Source organism: Achromobacter insuavis, from assembly GCF_902859645.1.
In the GTDB taxonomy this organism is placed as follows: domain Bacteria; phylum Pseudomonadota; class Gammaproteobacteria; order Burkholderiales; family Burkholderiaceae_B; genus Achromobacter; species Achromobacter insuavis.
Genome location: NZ_CADIJR010000053.1, coordinates 1 through 16,620 on the forward strand (window position 1 = coordinate 1; position 16,620 = coordinate 16,620).

Genomic DNA, 16,620 nt, shown 5'->3' on the forward strand with positions numbered 1-16,620 from the left:
AGGCGCCGCGGCCGCGCCCGGTCCGCTGGCCGCGCCGCCGTCGCCGGGCAGGCCGCGCCGGAAGAAATTGTCCGGGATGACCGCCGCCACGTAGGTGCCGGAGCCGACCGTGCCGGCGGTATAGCCCTCGCCGCGCAACTGGTCGTAGGCGGCCTCGACCGTGGAGCGGGCCACGTGCCAGCGCGCCGCCAGGTCGCGGGTGGACGGCAGCCGCCCGCCCGAGGGCAGCACGCCGCGCAGGATCCGCTCCCGGATCTGCCGGTAGACCCAGGCCTGCTTGGATTCTCCCGCGCGCGGCGGGTCGACCGGCAGGTCGAGGCTGGATTCCAGCCGGGCATCGCGCACCAGTGGCTTGCTCATATAAGTGGCTTGCTCATATTCATGGAAATGGCCCTATTTCACCCAGCCATTCTATCCCTACATTACGCCCATCGACCCGTCTTTCGGAACCGTGCCATGTCCACCTACACCATCACGCTCGCCAGCGGCCAATTCACCTGCGATGGCGCCACCTCGATCCTGGACGCCGCGCTGGCCCAGGGCGCGGCCGTGCCCTTCTCCTGTCAGCGCGGCGAATGCGGCGCCTGCCGGGCGGTGGTCACCGCCGGCCGGCACGAACGCATCACGCCGCCCAACGAGCGTTCCTACGTCACCGCCGACGATGAACTGTTGATATGCCAATGCCGCGCCGCCAGCGACCTGACGCTGCGGTTCCCGCATTGGCAGGCCCCGCCCCAGCCGATGCAGCGGCGCGAGGCCACCGTGCTGTCGCGCGCGCCGCTGACGGCCGAGGTCACCCGGCTGGTCATCGAAGTGCGCGGCGACGCCGCCTTCACCTGGCAGGCCGGCCAGCACGTGCGCTTCCTGCTGGAAGACGGCAGCCACCGCCCCTTCTCGATCGCCAACGTGCCCGCCGCCGCCGGCCCCGCGCAACTCGAATTCCACATCCGCCGCATGCCCGGCGGCGGCTTCACCGAACGCATCCTGCCGCGCCTGATGCCCGGCGACACGCTGGCCCTCGAAGGTCCGCAGGGCGCCTGCGTCTGGCCGGCCGACGGTTGGCCCGCGGACATCGAGCACCTGGTGCTGCTGGCCACCGGCACCGGCTACGCCGGCATCCATCCGATCCTGATGGAAGCGCTGCGGGACCCGCGCTTCAAGCGCGTCACGCTCTACTGGGGCGGCCGGACGGAGGACGATTGCTACGCGGGGCCGCTGCTCAATGCGCTGCAGGGCAAGGGCGCCGGCTTCGCCTGGCACGCCGTGCTGTCGGAGACCCCCGCCGCGCAGGCCGCCGCCCCCGGGCATGTGCAGGACGCCGCCCTCGCCGCCGACCATGACTGGGCCCGCACCGTGGTCTACGCCTGCGGCAACCCGGCGATGGTGCGGGCGGCGCGCGAGCGGCTGGGCGCGGCCGGACTGGCGCGCGACCGCTTCCACGCGGAAGCGTTCCTGCCCTCGCAGGACGCGGCCGCCGCCGGCGCGCCGGCCGCCCCCGCCCATCCCTGGGAACGGGTCGGCAGCCACTTCACCCTGGACGGCATCCTCGAGGCGCGCCGCCGCTCGCGCGACGCGGTGCGCGAGATCGCCGCGCTGATGCGGCCCGGCATGACCACGCGCGAGGCGGTCAACGCGGCCGACGCGCACCTGCGCCAGATGGGTTCGTCGCACAACTGGCACCCCACCTACATCCGCTTCGGCCCCGACTCGCAGTCGCCCGCGGTGCAGCCCACCGACTTCCAGCGCCGCTTGCGGGAAGAGGACGTGTTCGTGGTCGACATCGGCCCGGTCTGGGACGGCTACGAGGGCGACTACGGCGACACCTTCGTGCTGGGCGCCGACGCCGACCGCGAACGCTGCGCCGAGGCCGCGCGCCAGGTGTTCGAGCGCACCCGCGAGGACTGGCTCCAGGGCCTGACCGGCGCCGCCCTGTACGACCGCGCCGAGGCGCACGCCCGCCAGCATGGCTGCGAACTGGTGCGCGAGATCCCGGGGCACCGGGTGGCGGATTTTCCGCACGCGTTGTACGGCAAGCACCAGCTGGCGCAGGCGGATTTCGTGCCCGCCGACGGCATCTGGGTGCTGGAGATCCAGGTGCGCGACCGCGCGCTGCCGATCGGCGCGTTCTATGAGGATGTGTTGCTGCGGGATACGCTGGCGGAGGCGGACCGGCTGACGACCTAGGGTTTGTCCTCATGCCAGCCATGTCGATCCGCGGGATGCTCGAACGTCGACCCAGTACGCTCAACTTCCCTTCAAAGGCGGATTCATCATGACGACTGGCACCGTGACCCTGCATCGCGTCCTGCGCACCACCCCCGAACGCGTCTACCGCGCCTTCCTCGAACCCGACGCGGTCGTGCGCTGGCTGCCGCCCTACGGCTTCACCTGCACCGTCCATGAACTGGAGGCGCGGGTGGGCGGCCGACACCGCATGTCGTTCCGCAATTTCGGCACCGGCCACGCCCACGATTTCGGCGGCGAGTACCTGGAACTGGTGCCGGGCGAGAAGATCCGCTACACGGACCAGTTCGACGATCCGAACCTGCCGGGGCAGATGCAGACCACCATCACCCTGCGCAAGGTCTCCTGCGGCACCGAGATGACCGTGGTGCAGGAGAACATCCCGGCGGTGATTCCGCCGGAGATGTGCTACCTGGGCTGGCAGGAATCGCTGGCGCAGCTGATGCGGCTGGTGGAGCCGCAGATTCCCGACTGAGACCGATCAGCCTTCGCGTTCGGCCAGCTCGTCCAGCAGTTCGGCCGACGGCACGAAGAACAGGCTGCCGGTGACGGCGCGGCTGTAGTCGAGCAAGCGGTCGTAGTTGCCGGCCGGACGGCCGACGAACATGTTTTCGAGCATCTGCTCGATCGGCCTGGGCGAGCGCGCGTAGCCGATGAAGTAGGTGCCGAATTCACCGGCGCCGGCGCGGCCGAACGGCATGTTGTCGCGCAGGATCTTGATCTCCTGGCCATCCTCTTCCAGGGTGGTCAGGGCGCTGTGCGAATACGACGGCTTGACGTCGTCGGCCAGCTCGACGTTGGTGAGCTTGCGGCGGCCGATGATGAGTTCCTGCTGTTCGGTCGACAGCTTTTCCCAGGCGGTCATGTCATGCAGGTACTTCTGCACCAGCACGTAGCTGCCGCCGGCGAAGGCTTCGTCCTCGTCGCCGATCAGGGTGTAGCCGGGCAGCTCGAAGCCCTGCGGGTTCTCGGTGCCGTCGACGAAGCCGATGATGGCGCGCCGGTCGAAATAGCGGAAACCGTGCACTTCATCGACCACCGTGGCCGCCGAGCCCAGCGCGGCCACCAGCAAGGTGGCCAGCTCGAAACAGGCGTCCATGGCTTCGGCGCGGATGTGCAGCAGGATGTCGCCGGGCGTCGACACGGCGACGCGCTCGCCCGCGCCGATCTCGCGGAACGGATGCAGGGCCGCGGGGCGCGGCGCGCCGAACAGCGTGTCCCAGGCGGCCGAGCCGAACCCGCAGACACAGGACAGGTCGGCCGCCACCGCGCGTGTGCCGACGGTGCGCACCAGGTTGCCGACGTCTTCACACCAGGCGCGCACGGCGGCGGCGTTGTCGGCGCCGGGGTTCAGCGTGGCGACGATGAAGATCGCGTAGCGGGCGTTGGGGCTGAGGACGGCTTGCGGTTCGACGGGTTTTTCGGACATGGGATTCAGTGGGGCCGGCAACGGCCCGCGAGAAAAAAGGGGCGCTGGCAATATAGCCGATGCGCCCGCCTCAGTTGCCGTCATGCCCCAGGCAGTGGCGCAGCGCCGCCACGAATACCTCGGGCCGCTCCAGCATCATCAGGTGGCCGCAGCCGTCCAGCGCCTGCCGCCCCGCGCAGGCGCGCCAGGCCCAGTCGGGCACGGTCCAGCCGGCGTGCGAACGCGCGCCCGACAGCAGATACACAGGATGGCGCGCGAACACCTGCCGCAAGGTGTCCTGGTACCCGGCCGCGCCCGTCGCCGCCACCACCGACGCCGCCATGGCGCGCAGCGTCGAGGCCGGCTGCCAGGCGAGCCAGCGGGCGGCGGTGTCGCGCCAATGCGGCCGGGGCTCGGCCACCGCGCCGCCCAGCCAGCCGAGCGGATCGGCGCGAAAGCCGTCCAGCATGGCCTCGGCCTCGCCCGCGCTCATGCGCGCCACGGACGCCGACCAGAACGCGTCGGCCAGCGTGAAATTGCCCTCGACATTGACGATGCGGCGCACCCGCTGCGGATAGGCCTGCGCCAGCAGCATCGCCACCGCGCCGCCGACCGAATGCCCCACCAGGTCGACCGCGACGCCATCGAAATGCGTGTCGATGAACGCGCGCAGGTGCTCGACCTGCGCCGGCAGCGAGATGCGCGCCGGCGGCGTCGCCTGGTGTTCGCCGTAGCCCAGCAGCGGCGGCGCGGCGTGCCGTGGCAGGCCCGCGTCGACATCGAAAGCGCCGATGAGGCCGTGGATCAGCAGCATCGGCGGCGCGGCGGACGCGCGGCTCATGCGGCGCCGCCTTTGCCGCGGGCGGCCGGCGGCGCCAGCTCGGCGAGCAGTTCCTCCAATTCCTGGCAATGGGTGCGGTCGTGGTCGAGCAGCTCGCGCACGATCTGCTCCAGCGTCATGCGGTGCAGGCCGTCGCGCAGGCCGCAGCGCGCCAGCGCCGCCGCGTCCAGCTTGCGCAGCGAGGCGCACAGTTGCGCCCGGCCGCGGCGGAACGACGCCAGCGCGGCGTCCGGGTCCTGTTCCTGGTAGTCGCGCTCGGCCGCCATGGCCGTGCCGTCGACGGAATCGATGCGCGGCAGCGGCGCGGCCAGGATGGCCGCGATGCGCTGGGTGAACACGGCGTCCAGGTCGCGCAGGTGGCAGACATGTTCGGTGGCCGAAAACCCGGTGCCTTCGGGCCGGCGGGTGCGCCACGCGGCGGGCACCCGCGCCATCAGGCCGGCCAGCGCGTCCGGCATGCGCGCCAGCCCGTCGATGACGCCGGCGAACGGCAGCGCCACGGGCCGCGGGCTGAACACCGCGCCATAGCTGAAGACCGGACCCGCCACGCGGCCGCGCGCCTGCACCACGTCGTGCCCGTGGCGCCGCATCAGGTCGGCCACCAGCGCGCCGCAGAACTGCCGCGCGGTGGTATCCGCCGCGACTTCGGGGAAAACGGTCTCGATGTCGTCGCTGATGGCGGCGACGGCGGCGACGCCGACCCGCGACAGCGCCGCGTACTCGAGGTAGCGGCCGGGCTCATCGATCAGGGCCTCGAGCTGCTGCCCGAGGGGGGTGGCGCGGAAACGGTCGAAACGGGAGTGCATGGCGACGCTCGGCTAGTAACTGCGCAAAACGATACGTTACTAGCCGGCCGCCGTCAACACGCGCGCATCAGTCCGCCTGTGTCAGCAGCTCCGCCGTCAGCCGCGCAATCACCGCGTTGGACAGCATCACGGGCAGGCCGGACGCCGCCGCGGCCGCCGCCCGATGGCGTTCGACGAACCCCATGCAGTCGAGCACCAGCAGGTCGGCGCCCTGCCGCTTGAGTTCTCGGGCCGCCTCGGCCAGGGACTCGCTGTCATCGGCATAGGGCGAGGCCACGGCGCACAGCGGCGCGTGTTGCAGCGCGCGCCACTTGTGCGCCTCGGACGCCACTTGCGACGCCAGCGGCACGATCACGCCCACCTGCCGCGCGCCCGCCAGGGCGGCGACGGTGGGCGAGACGATCAGGTCCGGCTCGATCAGCCACGCGCTGGCGGCGCGCAGGTCGTCGAACGCGCCGGTGCACAGCACCAGCACGAAGGCGCAGCCCTGGGCCTCCAGCGCCGCGATCTTCTGCGTGAGCAGCGCCAGCATGGCGGCCTTGTCCACCACCACCGACGAGCCGTCCAGCAGCCGCGTGATGAGCGTGGCCTGGCCGGCCCGCGGCGCATAGCGCCGTTCGATCTCGTCGCGCGCCAGGCCGTCGAGCAGGCCCGCGTGCAGGCAGGCGGTGCCGGGCGGCAGGTGCCGTTCGAGAATCGGCGTGATGTCGGGCCGCGGGGCCTGACCGATGGTGATGGTGCCGAGCTTGGCCGTGGCGGACATGGTGGCGCTCCCGTGCGTTCAGTGTTGGGCGACCTGCTCGCCCTGCAGATGGGCCAGCGAACCGTAGAGCTTGAGCAGCAGCGCGTATTCGTCGCGGTCGAAGAACTGGCACTTGCCCTGGGTGAATTCCTTGGCCACTTCGACCGCGAACTTGGCGGCGGACGCGATGTCGACCTCGTGGCTGGCGCCCGTGCCGCAGCCCGGCACCACGCTCTCGGTGGTGATGGCCACGCCGACCACCGGCGCCGCGGTGGCGACCGACGGCTGCATGATGCTGTTCACGTGGTACACGCCGTTGTCGTAGGGCGTGATGTCCTGCAGCGAGATCGGGAAGGTGGCGGCGGGACGGCCGGTGGTCGTCTCCATGATGCGCAGCAGGTCTTCCGACATGCGCAGGATGTAGCCCTGCTTGACCGTGGGCGACAGCGCGAAGCCCTTGTGGTTGATGATGCGGTTGCCCTTGGTGGTGTCGATCGACAGCACCGCGTCCATCTCGGCGCTGAGTTCCTGCTCGTTCATGGCCTTCATGTCGACCGGCGAATCCATGAAATCCACCGGTTCGTGCGGACGCGTCGGCGCATCGGGGCAGATGTGCGTGCCGATGATCACATCGCCGGCCAGCACGTCGCCCTGCGCCTGCATGTGCGCCAGCTTGAGCGCGGCGGCGACGGCCGCGACCGCGCCGTCGCCGTCGGACACCAGGCCGATGCGGCCCGGCCGCGCGCCGATGCCGCCCAGGCGGCCGACGATGCCGAGCGTGGGCGCCGGCCCGCCGGCACGCTTGCCCTGGGCGCCGGGAATGACGATGCGCACGAAATCGGTCGAGCCGTTGGCGCCGGTGATCTTGGTGACGGTGACGCTGACGCCGGGATAGCCTTCGAGCAGCGTGGCCACGGTGTGGCCCGACGCATGCGCGCTGTCCAGCGCTTCGAAGGCCTGCAATGTCTGGGAAAGACTCATGATGGATTTCCTTTCGGGCAAAAACGGCAAGAAGGGGGAATCACTTCTTGCCAAAATGAGCGGTGATGGCGGCGTTGAAGAAGCTGAAGATGGCATCGCCCGCGATGATGCCGCCGGCGAACACTTCCATGTGGTTGCGGTGCTTTTCGCCACCGACCTTCTCGACCAGCAGGCGCAGCGCGATGCCCGCCACCACGGCCCAGCCGGCCAGCGGGTTGGCGATCAGCAGGCCGGTGGCCAGCAGCACGCCGAGCTGGCGCTTGGGACCGCCGATCAGCTGGATGATGGCGCCGGGAATGGCCCACACCAGCAGCATCTGCGCGATGCCGGGGGTGGCGCCGGCGTTGATGGTCGCCACGTAGACCTTGGCCACCGGCGGCAGCTGGCCGCCCGCGAACAGCGCGCCATAGCTGACATACACCACCGGGATCGCGATCAGGAACGCCAGCATGGCGGCGATCAGCTGCTGCTTGCGGCCTTCCAGTTCAAGCGCCATGTCGGCGCCGTTGCCGCGCAGCATGAAGCCGGCCTTGAGGTCGTAGCCCATGTCCGCGAAAGCCGGGCCGGTCGCCACCGAGAAGCCGCACAGGATCGCCAGCGCATGCGGCGGAAAGCCGATCAACAGGCCCAGCAGCAAGGTGATGAGCGCCACCGCGAACGCCGGGAACCAGCCCGAGTGCATGGCGGCGATGCCGACGATGAGCTCGTGCACCAGCGCGGCGAAGGCGGCATAGAGGATGAAGCCCAGCAGCATCGGCAGCGACATGTCGGCATACAGCCCGGCCAGCAGCGAGATGCCGGCGGACAGCAGGATGTACCCCACCCCGCCCAGGCGCAGGCTGCTGCCGACGCTGGGACCGGCCGGGCCGCTGGCCTTGGGGCCGGCCTTGCTGCGCATGACCATCGCCACCTGGATCAGCGCCACCAGGCCGGCGCCGATCATCATGCCGTGCGGGATGTACTGCTTGTTGATGTCCATGCCGAACAGCGGCTCGGAATAGCCGCGCAGCAGCAGGCCCAGGCCGAACATGCCCAGCGCCCAGATGTTGCCGATGAAGGCCACGCCGAACGCCGACATCGGGATCTTGAACCACGAGCCCACCGCGCCCACCACGATGCCCAGGCCCAGCAGCTTGGCCTGCGTGCCGCCCTGGTCGCCGGCCTTGATGGCTTCGGCCGCGGCCACGCCGGGCGGCCAGGCGCCGGTGGCCGGAAACACCGAGCTGCCGAACAGGCGGTACAGCATGTAGGCGTCCAGCAGCATCGCCAGCCCCACGCCCAGGAACATCGGCAGCACCATGTCGGGGCGGCCCAGCAGATAGGGAATGGCCAGCGGCAGCAGCAGGCTGTTGGCCGCGCCGAAGGTGGCCGAGGAGATGGCGGTCTGCGCCAGGTTCTGCGTGTGGACCGAGCGGTAGGAGCGCAGCAGGCGCATCGGCACACGGGCCAGGATCATCGCCACCAGCGCGCCGATGATGGAAGTGTTGGGCGTCACGCCCAGGGTCACGATCAGCTGGATGCCGATCACTGCGCCAAACACGCTCAGTGCGGCCAACAGGACCAGGTTGGACAGCGAGAGCGCTCTCGGGTGCGGGTCTTCCTGCACGGAGGCGCCGCCTTGGGCGGCGTGGCGGGGGGTGGAATCAATCATGGTGCTGACTCGTGGAGGGCATGAACGGGGGATCCCCAGGCCGGATCGCAGACGATCCGGCCGAGGCTTCTGGCTTCCGTCAGCAGGTCCGCGGCCAGCGCTTGCACGCTGGCGGCATCGGCCTGGGCCGCCGGAAAGGAAAGGCACATGGCGAAGCGCTCCATGGACACCGGATCGCTCACGGCGCAGCTGACCGAGGCCACCCCCGGGATGGCCTCGTTGATCGCCACGGCGAAGCCGGACTCGCGCACGTCGCGCAGCCGCGCCAGCACGTCCGGCACGGTCCGCGGCGCTTCGTCGGAAATGAACGGCAGTTGCTTGCCCAGCCGCTTGGCCACCTTGTCGTCACCGTCGCGCGCCAGCAGCACGCGGCCGGTCGAGGTGGCCCAGCTGGGCGAACGGTGTCCGGGATAGGTCGTGACGCGCAGCGGATGCGAGCCCTGCTGCACGTGCAGCACCATCACGTCGCGCCCTTCGAGCACCGAGATGTAGCCGGTGTGGCCGCTCTGGGCGCTGAGCCGCTTGAGCGCGTCCTGCATCTGCGCGGACAGCGAGGTGGTCTCGCGCACCATCCGCGACAGCTCCAGGATCATCACCCCCGGGCCATAGGCGCGGGTACTCTCCTCACGGTCCAGCAGCCCCAGTTCCTTCATCTGCGCCAACAGGCGCGACGCCGAGCTTTTCGGCATCCCCAGGTGGTCAACCAGGTCCGTCACCGTGACCTTGCGATTGAGCTTGTTGATCAGGCGAAGAATGATGGCTGCGTTTTCGAGTGAGGCCATAAAGTTCCAAAAAATGAGACTTGATTCCAAGGAATGAGTCAATGTAGTCCTTCCGAAAACGGCCGGATACGCGAACTAACCCTAGGTTTGGAGGGGGTTTGAAAGGTGATTTACGGCACGCTGAATGCGAAGCCGGGGCGCGCGCTGGCCGGCATGCCCTGGCGGCCGCGCTTGTGCGTGTCTGCGATGTGCCCGCGACGCGGACCGCTGTGGCCGCGCCCATTACGGCTGCGCTGGGCGCGTACCGCCGGCGTTGCGCCGGCCGCCCGTCATTCCTCGCTCGGGCGCGGGCGGCGGTTGCGAGCGCGCTGGGCGGGATCGCCGGCCAGCGCATCGTCGGTGGCATTGCGCAAGGCCGCGGCCTGCGCCACCGGCCCCACCGTGATGGGCGCGGGGCCGGGCGCGGCCACGGTCTGCGATGGCAGGATCGCCGGCAGCCCCGCCACGAAGCGATATGGCAGTTGCGGCAGCAGGCCCTGAATCGTGCCCAGGTCATTGGCGGCCTCGGCGCGCGCCTGCAACGCCGCCTGGGCATCGCGTTCGGCCCGGTTGATCGCGACGGTGCGCGCCTGCAGCCGAGCCTGTTCATCACGGAACGCCTGGATCGCGAGCTTCAGGCAATGCGCCGTGTATTGGTCGCGCAAGGGTTCGAGCGCGATGCCGGGTGGGTCCATTTTCGGGGCCGCGGCGGGCGGCGCGGATGACGCTGTGGAGGCTGGCGCGGCCGGCGGCGTTGGTTGAGACGTCGCTGCCGCTGCCGCTGCCGCTGCCGTCGCCGACACCGCCTGCGCCTGCGCGGCGTGGATGCGCGAGAACTCCGCCGCCCGCGCGCGCATCGCGCGGTCGGTCCGCAGTTGCGCGTGCAGGCGTTCGAGACGGTACGGGTCGCGCACCGCGTCGATGCGCAGCGGATCGATCGGGTCAATGGCGTTGGCGCTCATGGCAATTCCCCTGGCCGCGCGCCGGCGCGCGCGGCGTCACCTGGCTAGCGGGACGGCGCGCGGCGGCGCTGCGAACGGATCCACCATTGCTGCGTGATGGCACCCAGCACGAAGACCGCGAACCACGTCGCCAGCGCGCCGCGCACCAGCGGCGACTGCGGTCCGTCGGCCAGGGGATGCGACACCGGCAGCCGGGTCAGCGTTTCCGCGATCCCGGGCACCCACATCAGGAAGAAGCTGAACGCGAACCCGAGCTGCGACAGATGGGCCCGCGCCGCCGATTGCGGCGACTGGCGCGACAGGAACAGCGCCCCCGCGACCGACAGCAACGCCAGGATGCCCAGCGCATGGCCGGGATTGAACCCGCCCGTGCTGGACAGGCCGAACGACGTCAGCACCGCCACCAGCAGGCCGCCCAGATAGACCTTGCCGACCGGCGTCGTGCTGTCGATGCCTCGGTAGCGGACGAAGCTGTACAGGCCCGCGAAGGCGGGGACCAGACTGATGAGCGTGTGTGCGGCCCCGAGAGGCGAAATGGGATGCGGCATGAGCAGGGCTCCTTGAAAGCGCCGGCGCGGCCAGGAATGGCGACAGCGCCGACAACGTGGACAGACATGGGCCATGACGCCCGGGAAATTCAAAAAAACAACCAACTAGTTGGTTGGTATAGCCATTCAAAAAAACGCGCACCCGAAGGCACGCGCAGGCCGGCCATCACGCCGGCGTCGACAACTGCCTGATGGCCGCGTGCGAGATCGACGTGAACGCCTCCGGCGCGCCCAGCGCCCTGGCCGTCAGCATCGCGCCATGGATTGTGGACATGAAGGCCTGCGCCTCGACCAGCACGCCGTTGCGCAACACGAATTGCCCCGTCGCGACGCCGGCGCCGAGCACCGACCCGATCCACGCGGTCAGCTCGCCGAAATAGGCGCGCACCTCGTCCGCCACCGCCTGCGGGATCATCGGCAATTCGGCCGCCAGCATCGCGCAGATGCACATCGGCATGGAACCATCGCGGATGCACTTGGCCCAGTAGTCCGCATACGCCATCAGGCGCGCCTGCGGATCCGTCACATGCTGGTCCAGCGCCGCCAGCCCCGAGCGGGCCTGGTCGCGATGCCGCGTGACCACGGTCAGCACCAGGTCGGCCTTGGTCGGGAAATGGTGATGAATGCTGGCCTTGCCGATGCGCACCCGCTCGGAGATGTCGGCATAGCTGAAGCCGTGATAGCCGCCGGTGGCCAGCAGCAGCCGGGTCTGATCGACGATTTCCAGGGCGCGGGGGGAAAGTTCCAGGTTCATGGCAGCCAATCTACTAGTTGGTTGGTTGGCTGTCAAGAAGCAAGGCCTTTTACCCGCACGGACAACTGCTTGACGAATCCCGACGCCGGCTGAGACACGATTTGTGGTGCCGCACCATGGCGCGCGTCATATCAAGGACGAAAGATCTGCTTGACCAAAAACGCTTCAAGTCCTTCGCTCAGGGTCTCGACGATGCCCCCATTGGGCGTCGCCCACAACAGAACTTGTCGGCTGCCATTGTCATACAGGTAGTAGCGCCCGTCACCCGCATCGACCAACGGCACCGCGAGCCGGGGATAAGTAGCGTCGCGGCTCAGATCGGCGTACATGTTCCGCACATTCAAGTAATAGTCCTGCGGAACTCCCAACCCGTAGGTTTCAGTAGCGCCAAACACTATGACGCCAAACTCGGACAGATAATCGACGTATTCATCGGCCAGAACAAAGCCCAGGCTTTCTCCCAACTGCTGAATATCCTCATCCCGGGCGGGACGAATGGTGGCATGGTTGCGCTCGACCAGCGCGGTGAGTTGATTCATGACGTTTCCTGGTCACGTTGACTATCAATCTGCGAGGCACGCGCCTTCCAATGGTCGCCACGTTCGTCGCCAAAATTTCCCCGATCGATCTCCGACTCCTTCAATTTATTGTGCAGGATATTGTCATTGCCGTTGCCACGATGTTCCGAGCCCGTCAGTTCGGCAAGTGGCGAATCCTGCGACTGGCCTATATGGTGAAGTTCTATGGGCTTCCCGCTATCGTCGAGCGGCGCACGGCCATCCCGCATTCTTTCCAGGTTGGTCTTGCCGAACACGTCCTCCCGGTCATAATCGATATCATCGCGGATCAACACGTCCTTTCCGTTGACCGTCTCCGGTTTCAAATCCGCATTTTCATAAATGCTGGCTTCGGCGTCGCTGCCGATGGCTTCCAGAATAGTGGCCGAGTAGCCACTGTTCTCGAGCCGCTCCCGTCGCTCATCGCTCAGGGGCGGTAGATCCTGGCGCATGTCTTGCGTCACCAGCATCGGCCGATCCAGTTCCGCGATCAGTACGTATTTCCCTGGCATATCCCGGGCCAACTGCGCCAGCCGGCACGGGACATCGCCTCCAACGGCCCGCAGGTGTTCGAAATTCATGCTGATTCCCTGTTTTCGATGCTTGTGCGCCAGGCGGCGTAGATCTCCAGATGGCTGTCGCGTTGCAGACTATAGTCCTTCATCATGCACTGTTGTATCGCCAAGGCAAGGTCATCCTCCACATGCCGGACAAGCGTAGCAACGATGGTGTCCAAGCCCGCCTGCAGCTGTTCATAGTCCGCTGCTGTTTCGATCAGTTTGCGTACCTCAAGTCGGCATCCAAGCACATCGACGACCAACCGGGCCAGGCTTTCAAACGCCTGCGGCTGCCACAGGGTAATGGCTCCACCCTCACGGAACATACGCAAGAAGTCATGCACCGCGATCTTGTTCGGCGCCAGCAGGGGCAATTCACGCAAGCCCCGCTCCACCACATCCAGATCCACCGGATATGGCGCATGAACCCGTTTTGCCAACAACAAACGCAGCACCTGGTGATTGAACATCTCGTGCGCGAAACTTGCCTCTTGCTGCGGCGCCTCATAGACATAGGGAAGTGTCTCGCCCTCGAACTTCGTCACCTGGCAAAGCACGGGCTCCAGCCAGTCGTTCTGGTGCACGACGGCCACGCCCTTGGGCAGGCGAGCAATCTCTTCCAGCTGTTCATCGCGCAGCCCGGCCGACTTGCCGATCAAACGCCTGTCCGCTTCATCGGGCAAACGCATGATGATCTTGGTGTTCGTATTACGGATCGCCGCCGCATCGACGGCGTTGGGAGACTGATCGACAATGATGAATCCTTCCCCGTAAGTGCGCATTTCGGCGATGGCGTTGGTCAGCATCTCGACCGACTTCCCTGCCACACCCGCGCCCTCGGCACCCGCGCCGACGGGGTCGCGCTTCAGAAGATGATGCGCCTCCTCAAGCACCGTGACGTGACGCAGAGGTTGGTTCATGCCTCCCTTCGCCATCCGGTGTTCGTTCAAGCGCATGACCAGAATGCCCATGATCAAAGCCTTGGTCTCCGCGGAACCGACACGGCTCAGATCGACAATGGCGGAACGTTCGAACAGATCGTCGGCATCAATCTCGTTGGCGGCAAAGATCCGGCCATTCAGGCCATTGGTCAGAGACTGAACCCGGGTTGTCAACGAGCCGATATAGTTTCCCTTCACTTCCTGTGAATAGACCGACGCATCGATCACGCTGCGCAACGTGGCCAGAAGATCACCGAAACTCGGATATAGATCCGCGTGTCTCCGATTGACGGACAGGTCCAGATCCCAGCCACACTGCTCGTAAGCAAGTAGCAAAGCCTCTTTCAATACCGCCGGCATTGCTGCGTACATAGGCCAGCAGACACTGAAAATCTCGATCAGGCGGTCCACGTGCTCGAGCACATGAATGGCTTCAGGAAAGCGGAAGGGATTGATGCGCAACAGTTCAGCGTGCGCCGGATTCGTGCCATACACCCTGACGCGGGGATGGTGGCCGAATACATGTTTGTACTCGCCCTTGGCCGGCTCGATGACCAGGAACGGAATTCCGTTGGCCTCGATCTGGCTGAGGATCTGGTACATCGTGTTGCTCTTGCCTGCGCCCGTTGATCCGCTGACAAAGACGTGGCTCGTCAACTGGTCCAACGCAAGGGTGATGCTCTGCGGAAGATTCTCCCATAGGTGGCGCATTTGCCCCAGCTTCAACGTGCGCGTGCCCTTGCCAGCAGGAGCGGCTCGCCGGCCATCCACATACTGGACCTTGCGGCCGAAAGCCTGTGTTTCCACTACCGCCACGGTAGACGTGGATCGGCGTGGCAGACTCAGTTGAATCGCCAATTCCCGTCCCGAAACCAGGGTCGCCGGGGTAACGTATGGGATCGGAATACGCTTCGAGAAATGATGATCGAGCTGCGGATGGCTGAGCGCGGCCAACCAATCCAGTGCCGCCGACTTTCGCGCCGAATTCCAGGTGGTCAGGGCAAAGTCCTCGTGACTGGATTTACTGCCACGGACCAGCCCCAGGAACAGGCTGGCCAACGCCTCGGAAGAGGCGGTGCTGTCGCCAATGAAATAGGCGGCCGAGTTCCAACCGCCGTATGTCTTGGCCTCGTCGATACGCATCAAATGATGGTCTATCCGCCCCAGCAACTGCTCGATACTCTTGTCGATCAAGTCGATCGAAACCTGACGATTGGCGCCGCTCGTGCGGTTCGCCGAACGCGAATCCGTACGGTTGGTCGAGTGGGTGACGGATTCCGTCTTCGCCCTCGACTCCCCCCAGGAATCGGTGTGACTCTCGCTGCGGCCTTCCGCATGGGATTGACTCGTACCTGTCGACACCTGCTCGCTGAAGGCAGTCCCGATTGCCGCGCCCACCTGACCGCCAACCATCGCCCCCATCGGACCGAAGAATGAACCGGCCAGCACGCCTGCCGAGGCACCAACGATGCTGCCGGCCTTCGAGGCTGCGGTGTGTGAACTGGAAGTCCTGGAGCTTCCCGTGGTCTCCGTGGTCGACGTACCGCGCGTCTGCGATTGACCTGTCGTGCTGGTCAAGCCAAGACTGTGACCGAGCGATTCGCTCAACCCCTGGCTGATGCTGAAGCCGATGCTGTCGCTTTCCTGGACACCAAAAGCGAGTTGTTGCGTAAGCAACGGCGACAGCTGCGTGGCGACCTGCTCGTAGCCGGTCCGGATCAGGTCCAGATCCTGCGAGGCAATGGGTTCCGCCAGAATGATCGCGTGATACACCCGTTGCTCGGCTGCATCGATAAACCGCTCCAACCCCTGGGCAAACTGCTCCCGATCCGCGCTGGACAAGGCGGGGACCCCCGTGACTGCGGTAATGCTGGAAGAAGGGTCGTCCTTGCTCGACGCAACGCCGTCAAGCAGGCCGTCCACCGCCGGTTGGTTCAGCGCTTGCAGCGCGCTGCCGCTGAAATGCCCTCTGAACGTTTCGCGCAGCAACTCGCCAGCGTTGTGCCCCAGCATCTTGCCGGGTTTCCCTCGGCTACCGATATAGACCTCGGTCTCGACGCCGTCCGACCGCAACAGCAGGAACACGGCATGGCCCGCCGCGCCTAACGCAGTATAGGCGGCGGTAGTGCTTTCCAGGACGGACTGCTTATTATTCTGAACGATACGATCGATGCGGAATATCCGCAGGTCGGTAGCGGCCTTGAACGCAGGCGTCGCACTTGAATACGGCCGAACGCCGTAATGCTGAAGTTCGGACAGATAGCTGCGGTTGATCAACACGCGCGCGGCATCCAGCGTCTGGGCCGCATTCTCACGGACGCGTTGCAATGCGGCGGCATTCGGAATGACTGCGTTCACGGCCTATTTCCCCAGCACGGTCAGGAACAACGCCAGAGCAGCGGCAGCGCCGCCGACAATCAAGAGCGCGCGCACCGCCGGAGGCAATGCCGATTTCGGGGGTGACGCCGCAGGGTGATGGCTGCCGCGCGTAACGCCAGCGGGCGTGGCCTTGGCATGAAATCGTCCAGTGCTGGCATCCCGCAACTTCTGGCGAACAGCGATCAGATGCAAAAAGCGCGCCTCGCAAAAGTTCATCTTCAAATACACCATCTGCGTATCAAAGTATTCGACATTCCAATGCGCTTCTTCACGGTCAACAGCCCGCGCGAAGGCGGATTCGGCGTATCCCTCGTACAGACCGGCCACACGGCTGGCCGCCCAGGATTGCGCGGCGCGCAGGTCGGCTGCGTCAAGTTCGGAGTCATCGAGTTCCATGAACAGCGCCGAACGCGCCGTGCTCAATTCGCCAGCATCGACGTAGTGCTTGAGATTGTCAGATGGAATGAAATTCGTCGTCATGCTCATAT

17 protein-coding genes are annotated in these 16,620 nt (G+C 66.8%); 2 read left to right on the forward strand and 15 right to left on the reverse strand.

Annotation, left to right across the window (positions count from 1 at the left end):
• On the reverse strand, positions 1 to 360 hold a 360-nt coding region (locus H0523_RS22390), incomplete at its 3' end, for a GntR family transcriptional regulator (RefSeq protein ID WP_180180146.1).
• Between the two features lie 96 nt (positions 361 to 456).
• Here H0523_RS22390 and H0523_RS22395 point away from each other — a divergent pair.
• Together H0523_RS22395 and H0523_RS22400 are read left to right on the forward strand one after the other, a co-directional pair.
• On the forward strand, positions 457 to 2,184 hold the full coding sequence (locus H0523_RS22395; protein WP_054431744.1) for an NAD(P)H dependent flavin oxidoreductase family protein: 1,728 nt from the start codon (positions 457 to 459) through the stop codon (positions 2,182 to 2,184).
• 88 nt (positions 2,185 to 2,272) lie between these two features.
• A complete protein-coding gene (locus tag H0523_RS22400) occupies positions 2,273 to 2,719 on the forward strand; it encodes an SRPBCC family protein (protein WP_054431745.1) in 447 nt (148 codons plus the stop codon).
• Positions 2,720 to 2,725: 6 nt separating this feature from the next.
• On the opposite strand, the gene H0523_RS22405 is transcribed toward H0523_RS22400, so the two are convergent.
• The 14 genes from H0523_RS22405 to H0523_RS22470 form a co-directional block, all read right to left on the reverse strand.
• The gene (locus H0523_RS22405; protein ID WP_054431746.1) at positions 2,726 to 3,673 is read right to left on the reverse strand and encodes a Dyp-type peroxidase; all 948 of its coding nucleotides are present in this window, start codon (positions 3,671 to 3,673) and stop codon (positions 2,726 to 2,728) included.
• A gap of 70 nt (positions 3,674 to 3,743) precedes the next feature.
• On the reverse strand, positions 3,744 to 4,493 hold the full coding sequence (locus H0523_RS22410) for an alpha/beta fold hydrolase (protein ID WP_054460539.1): 750 nt from the start codon (positions 4,491 to 4,493) through the stop codon (positions 3,744 to 3,746).
• Complete coding sequence (locus H0523_RS22415; protein ID WP_054431747.1) at positions 4,490 to 5,299, reverse strand: DinB family protein; 810 nt, start codon at positions 5,297 to 5,299, stop codon at positions 4,490 to 4,492. The genes H0523_RS22410 and H0523_RS22415 overlap by 4 nt, the downstream gene beginning before the upstream one ends.
• A gap of 67 nt (positions 5,300 to 5,366) precedes the next feature.
• On the reverse strand, positions 5,367 to 6,062 hold the full coding sequence (locus H0523_RS22420; RefSeq protein ID WP_054431748.1) for an AroM family protein: 696 nt from the start codon (positions 6,060 to 6,062) through the stop codon (positions 5,367 to 5,369).
• A gap of 18 nt (positions 6,063 to 6,080) precedes the next feature.
• Positions 6,081 to 7,022: a DUF1177 domain-containing protein gene (locus H0523_RS22425; protein ID WP_054431749.1), complete on the reverse strand. Its 942-nt coding sequence runs from the start codon at positions 7,020 to 7,022 to the stop codon at positions 6,081 to 6,083.
• A 40-nt stretch (positions 7,023 to 7,062) separates the two neighbouring features.
• A complete protein-coding gene (locus tag H0523_RS22430) occupies positions 7,063 to 8,673 on the reverse strand; it encodes an OPT/YSL family transporter (RefSeq protein WP_082385753.1) in 1,611 nt (536 codons plus the stop codon).
• Positions 8,670 to 9,455: an IclR family transcriptional regulator gene (locus tag H0523_RS22435; protein WP_054431750.1), complete on the reverse strand. Its 786-nt coding sequence runs from the start codon at positions 9,453 to 9,455 to the stop codon at positions 8,670 to 8,672. Before H0523_RS22435 ends, H0523_RS22430 begins: the two co-directional genes overlap by 4 nt.
• 269 nt (positions 9,456 to 9,724) lie before the next feature.
• A complete protein-coding gene (locus H0523_RS22440) occupies positions 9,725 to 10,396 on the reverse strand; it encodes a hypothetical protein (RefSeq protein ID WP_054431751.1) in 672 nt (223 codons plus the stop codon).
• 44 nt (positions 10,397 to 10,440) lie between these two features.
• Positions 10,441 to 10,944, reverse strand: a complete 504-nt coding sequence (locus H0523_RS22445) for a hypothetical protein (RefSeq protein WP_054431752.1) — start codon at positions 10,942 to 10,944, stop codon at positions 10,441 to 10,443.
• A 166-nt stretch (positions 10,945 to 11,110) separates the two neighbouring features.
• Positions 11,111 to 11,698 carry a TetR/AcrR family transcriptional regulator gene (locus tag H0523_RS22450; RefSeq protein ID WP_054431753.1) on the reverse strand — a complete coding sequence of 196 codons (588 nt, stop codon included), beginning with the start codon at positions 11,696 to 11,698 and terminating at the stop codon, positions 11,111 to 11,113.
• A 131-nt stretch (positions 11,699 to 11,829) separates the two neighbouring features.
• Complete coding sequence (locus H0523_RS22455) at positions 11,830 to 12,237, reverse strand: SMI1/KNR4 family protein (protein WP_054431754.1); 408 nt, start codon at positions 12,235 to 12,237, stop codon at positions 11,830 to 11,832.
• The gene (locus H0523_RS22460) at positions 12,234 to 12,836 is read right to left on the reverse strand and encodes an HNH/ENDO VII family nuclease (RefSeq protein ID WP_054460537.1); all 603 of its coding nucleotides are present in this window, start codon (positions 12,834 to 12,836) and stop codon (positions 12,234 to 12,236) included. The genes H0523_RS22455 and H0523_RS22460 overlap by 4 nt, the downstream gene beginning before the upstream one ends.
• Positions 12,833 to 16,111 (reverse strand): ATP-binding protein, encoded by a 3,279-nt coding sequence (locus tag H0523_RS22465; protein WP_054431756.1) that lies wholly within the window; start codon positions 16,109 to 16,111, stop codon positions 12,833 to 12,835. The genes H0523_RS22460 and H0523_RS22465 overlap by 4 nt, the downstream gene beginning before the upstream one ends.
• Before the next feature lie 3 nt (positions 16,112 to 16,114).
• Positions 16,115 to 16,612, reverse strand: coding sequence for a hypothetical protein (locus H0523_RS22470; RefSeq protein WP_156333499.1), 498 nt, complete (start codon positions 16,610 to 16,612; stop codon positions 16,115 to 16,117).
• Between the last annotated feature and the right edge of the window lie 8 nt (positions 16,613 to 16,620).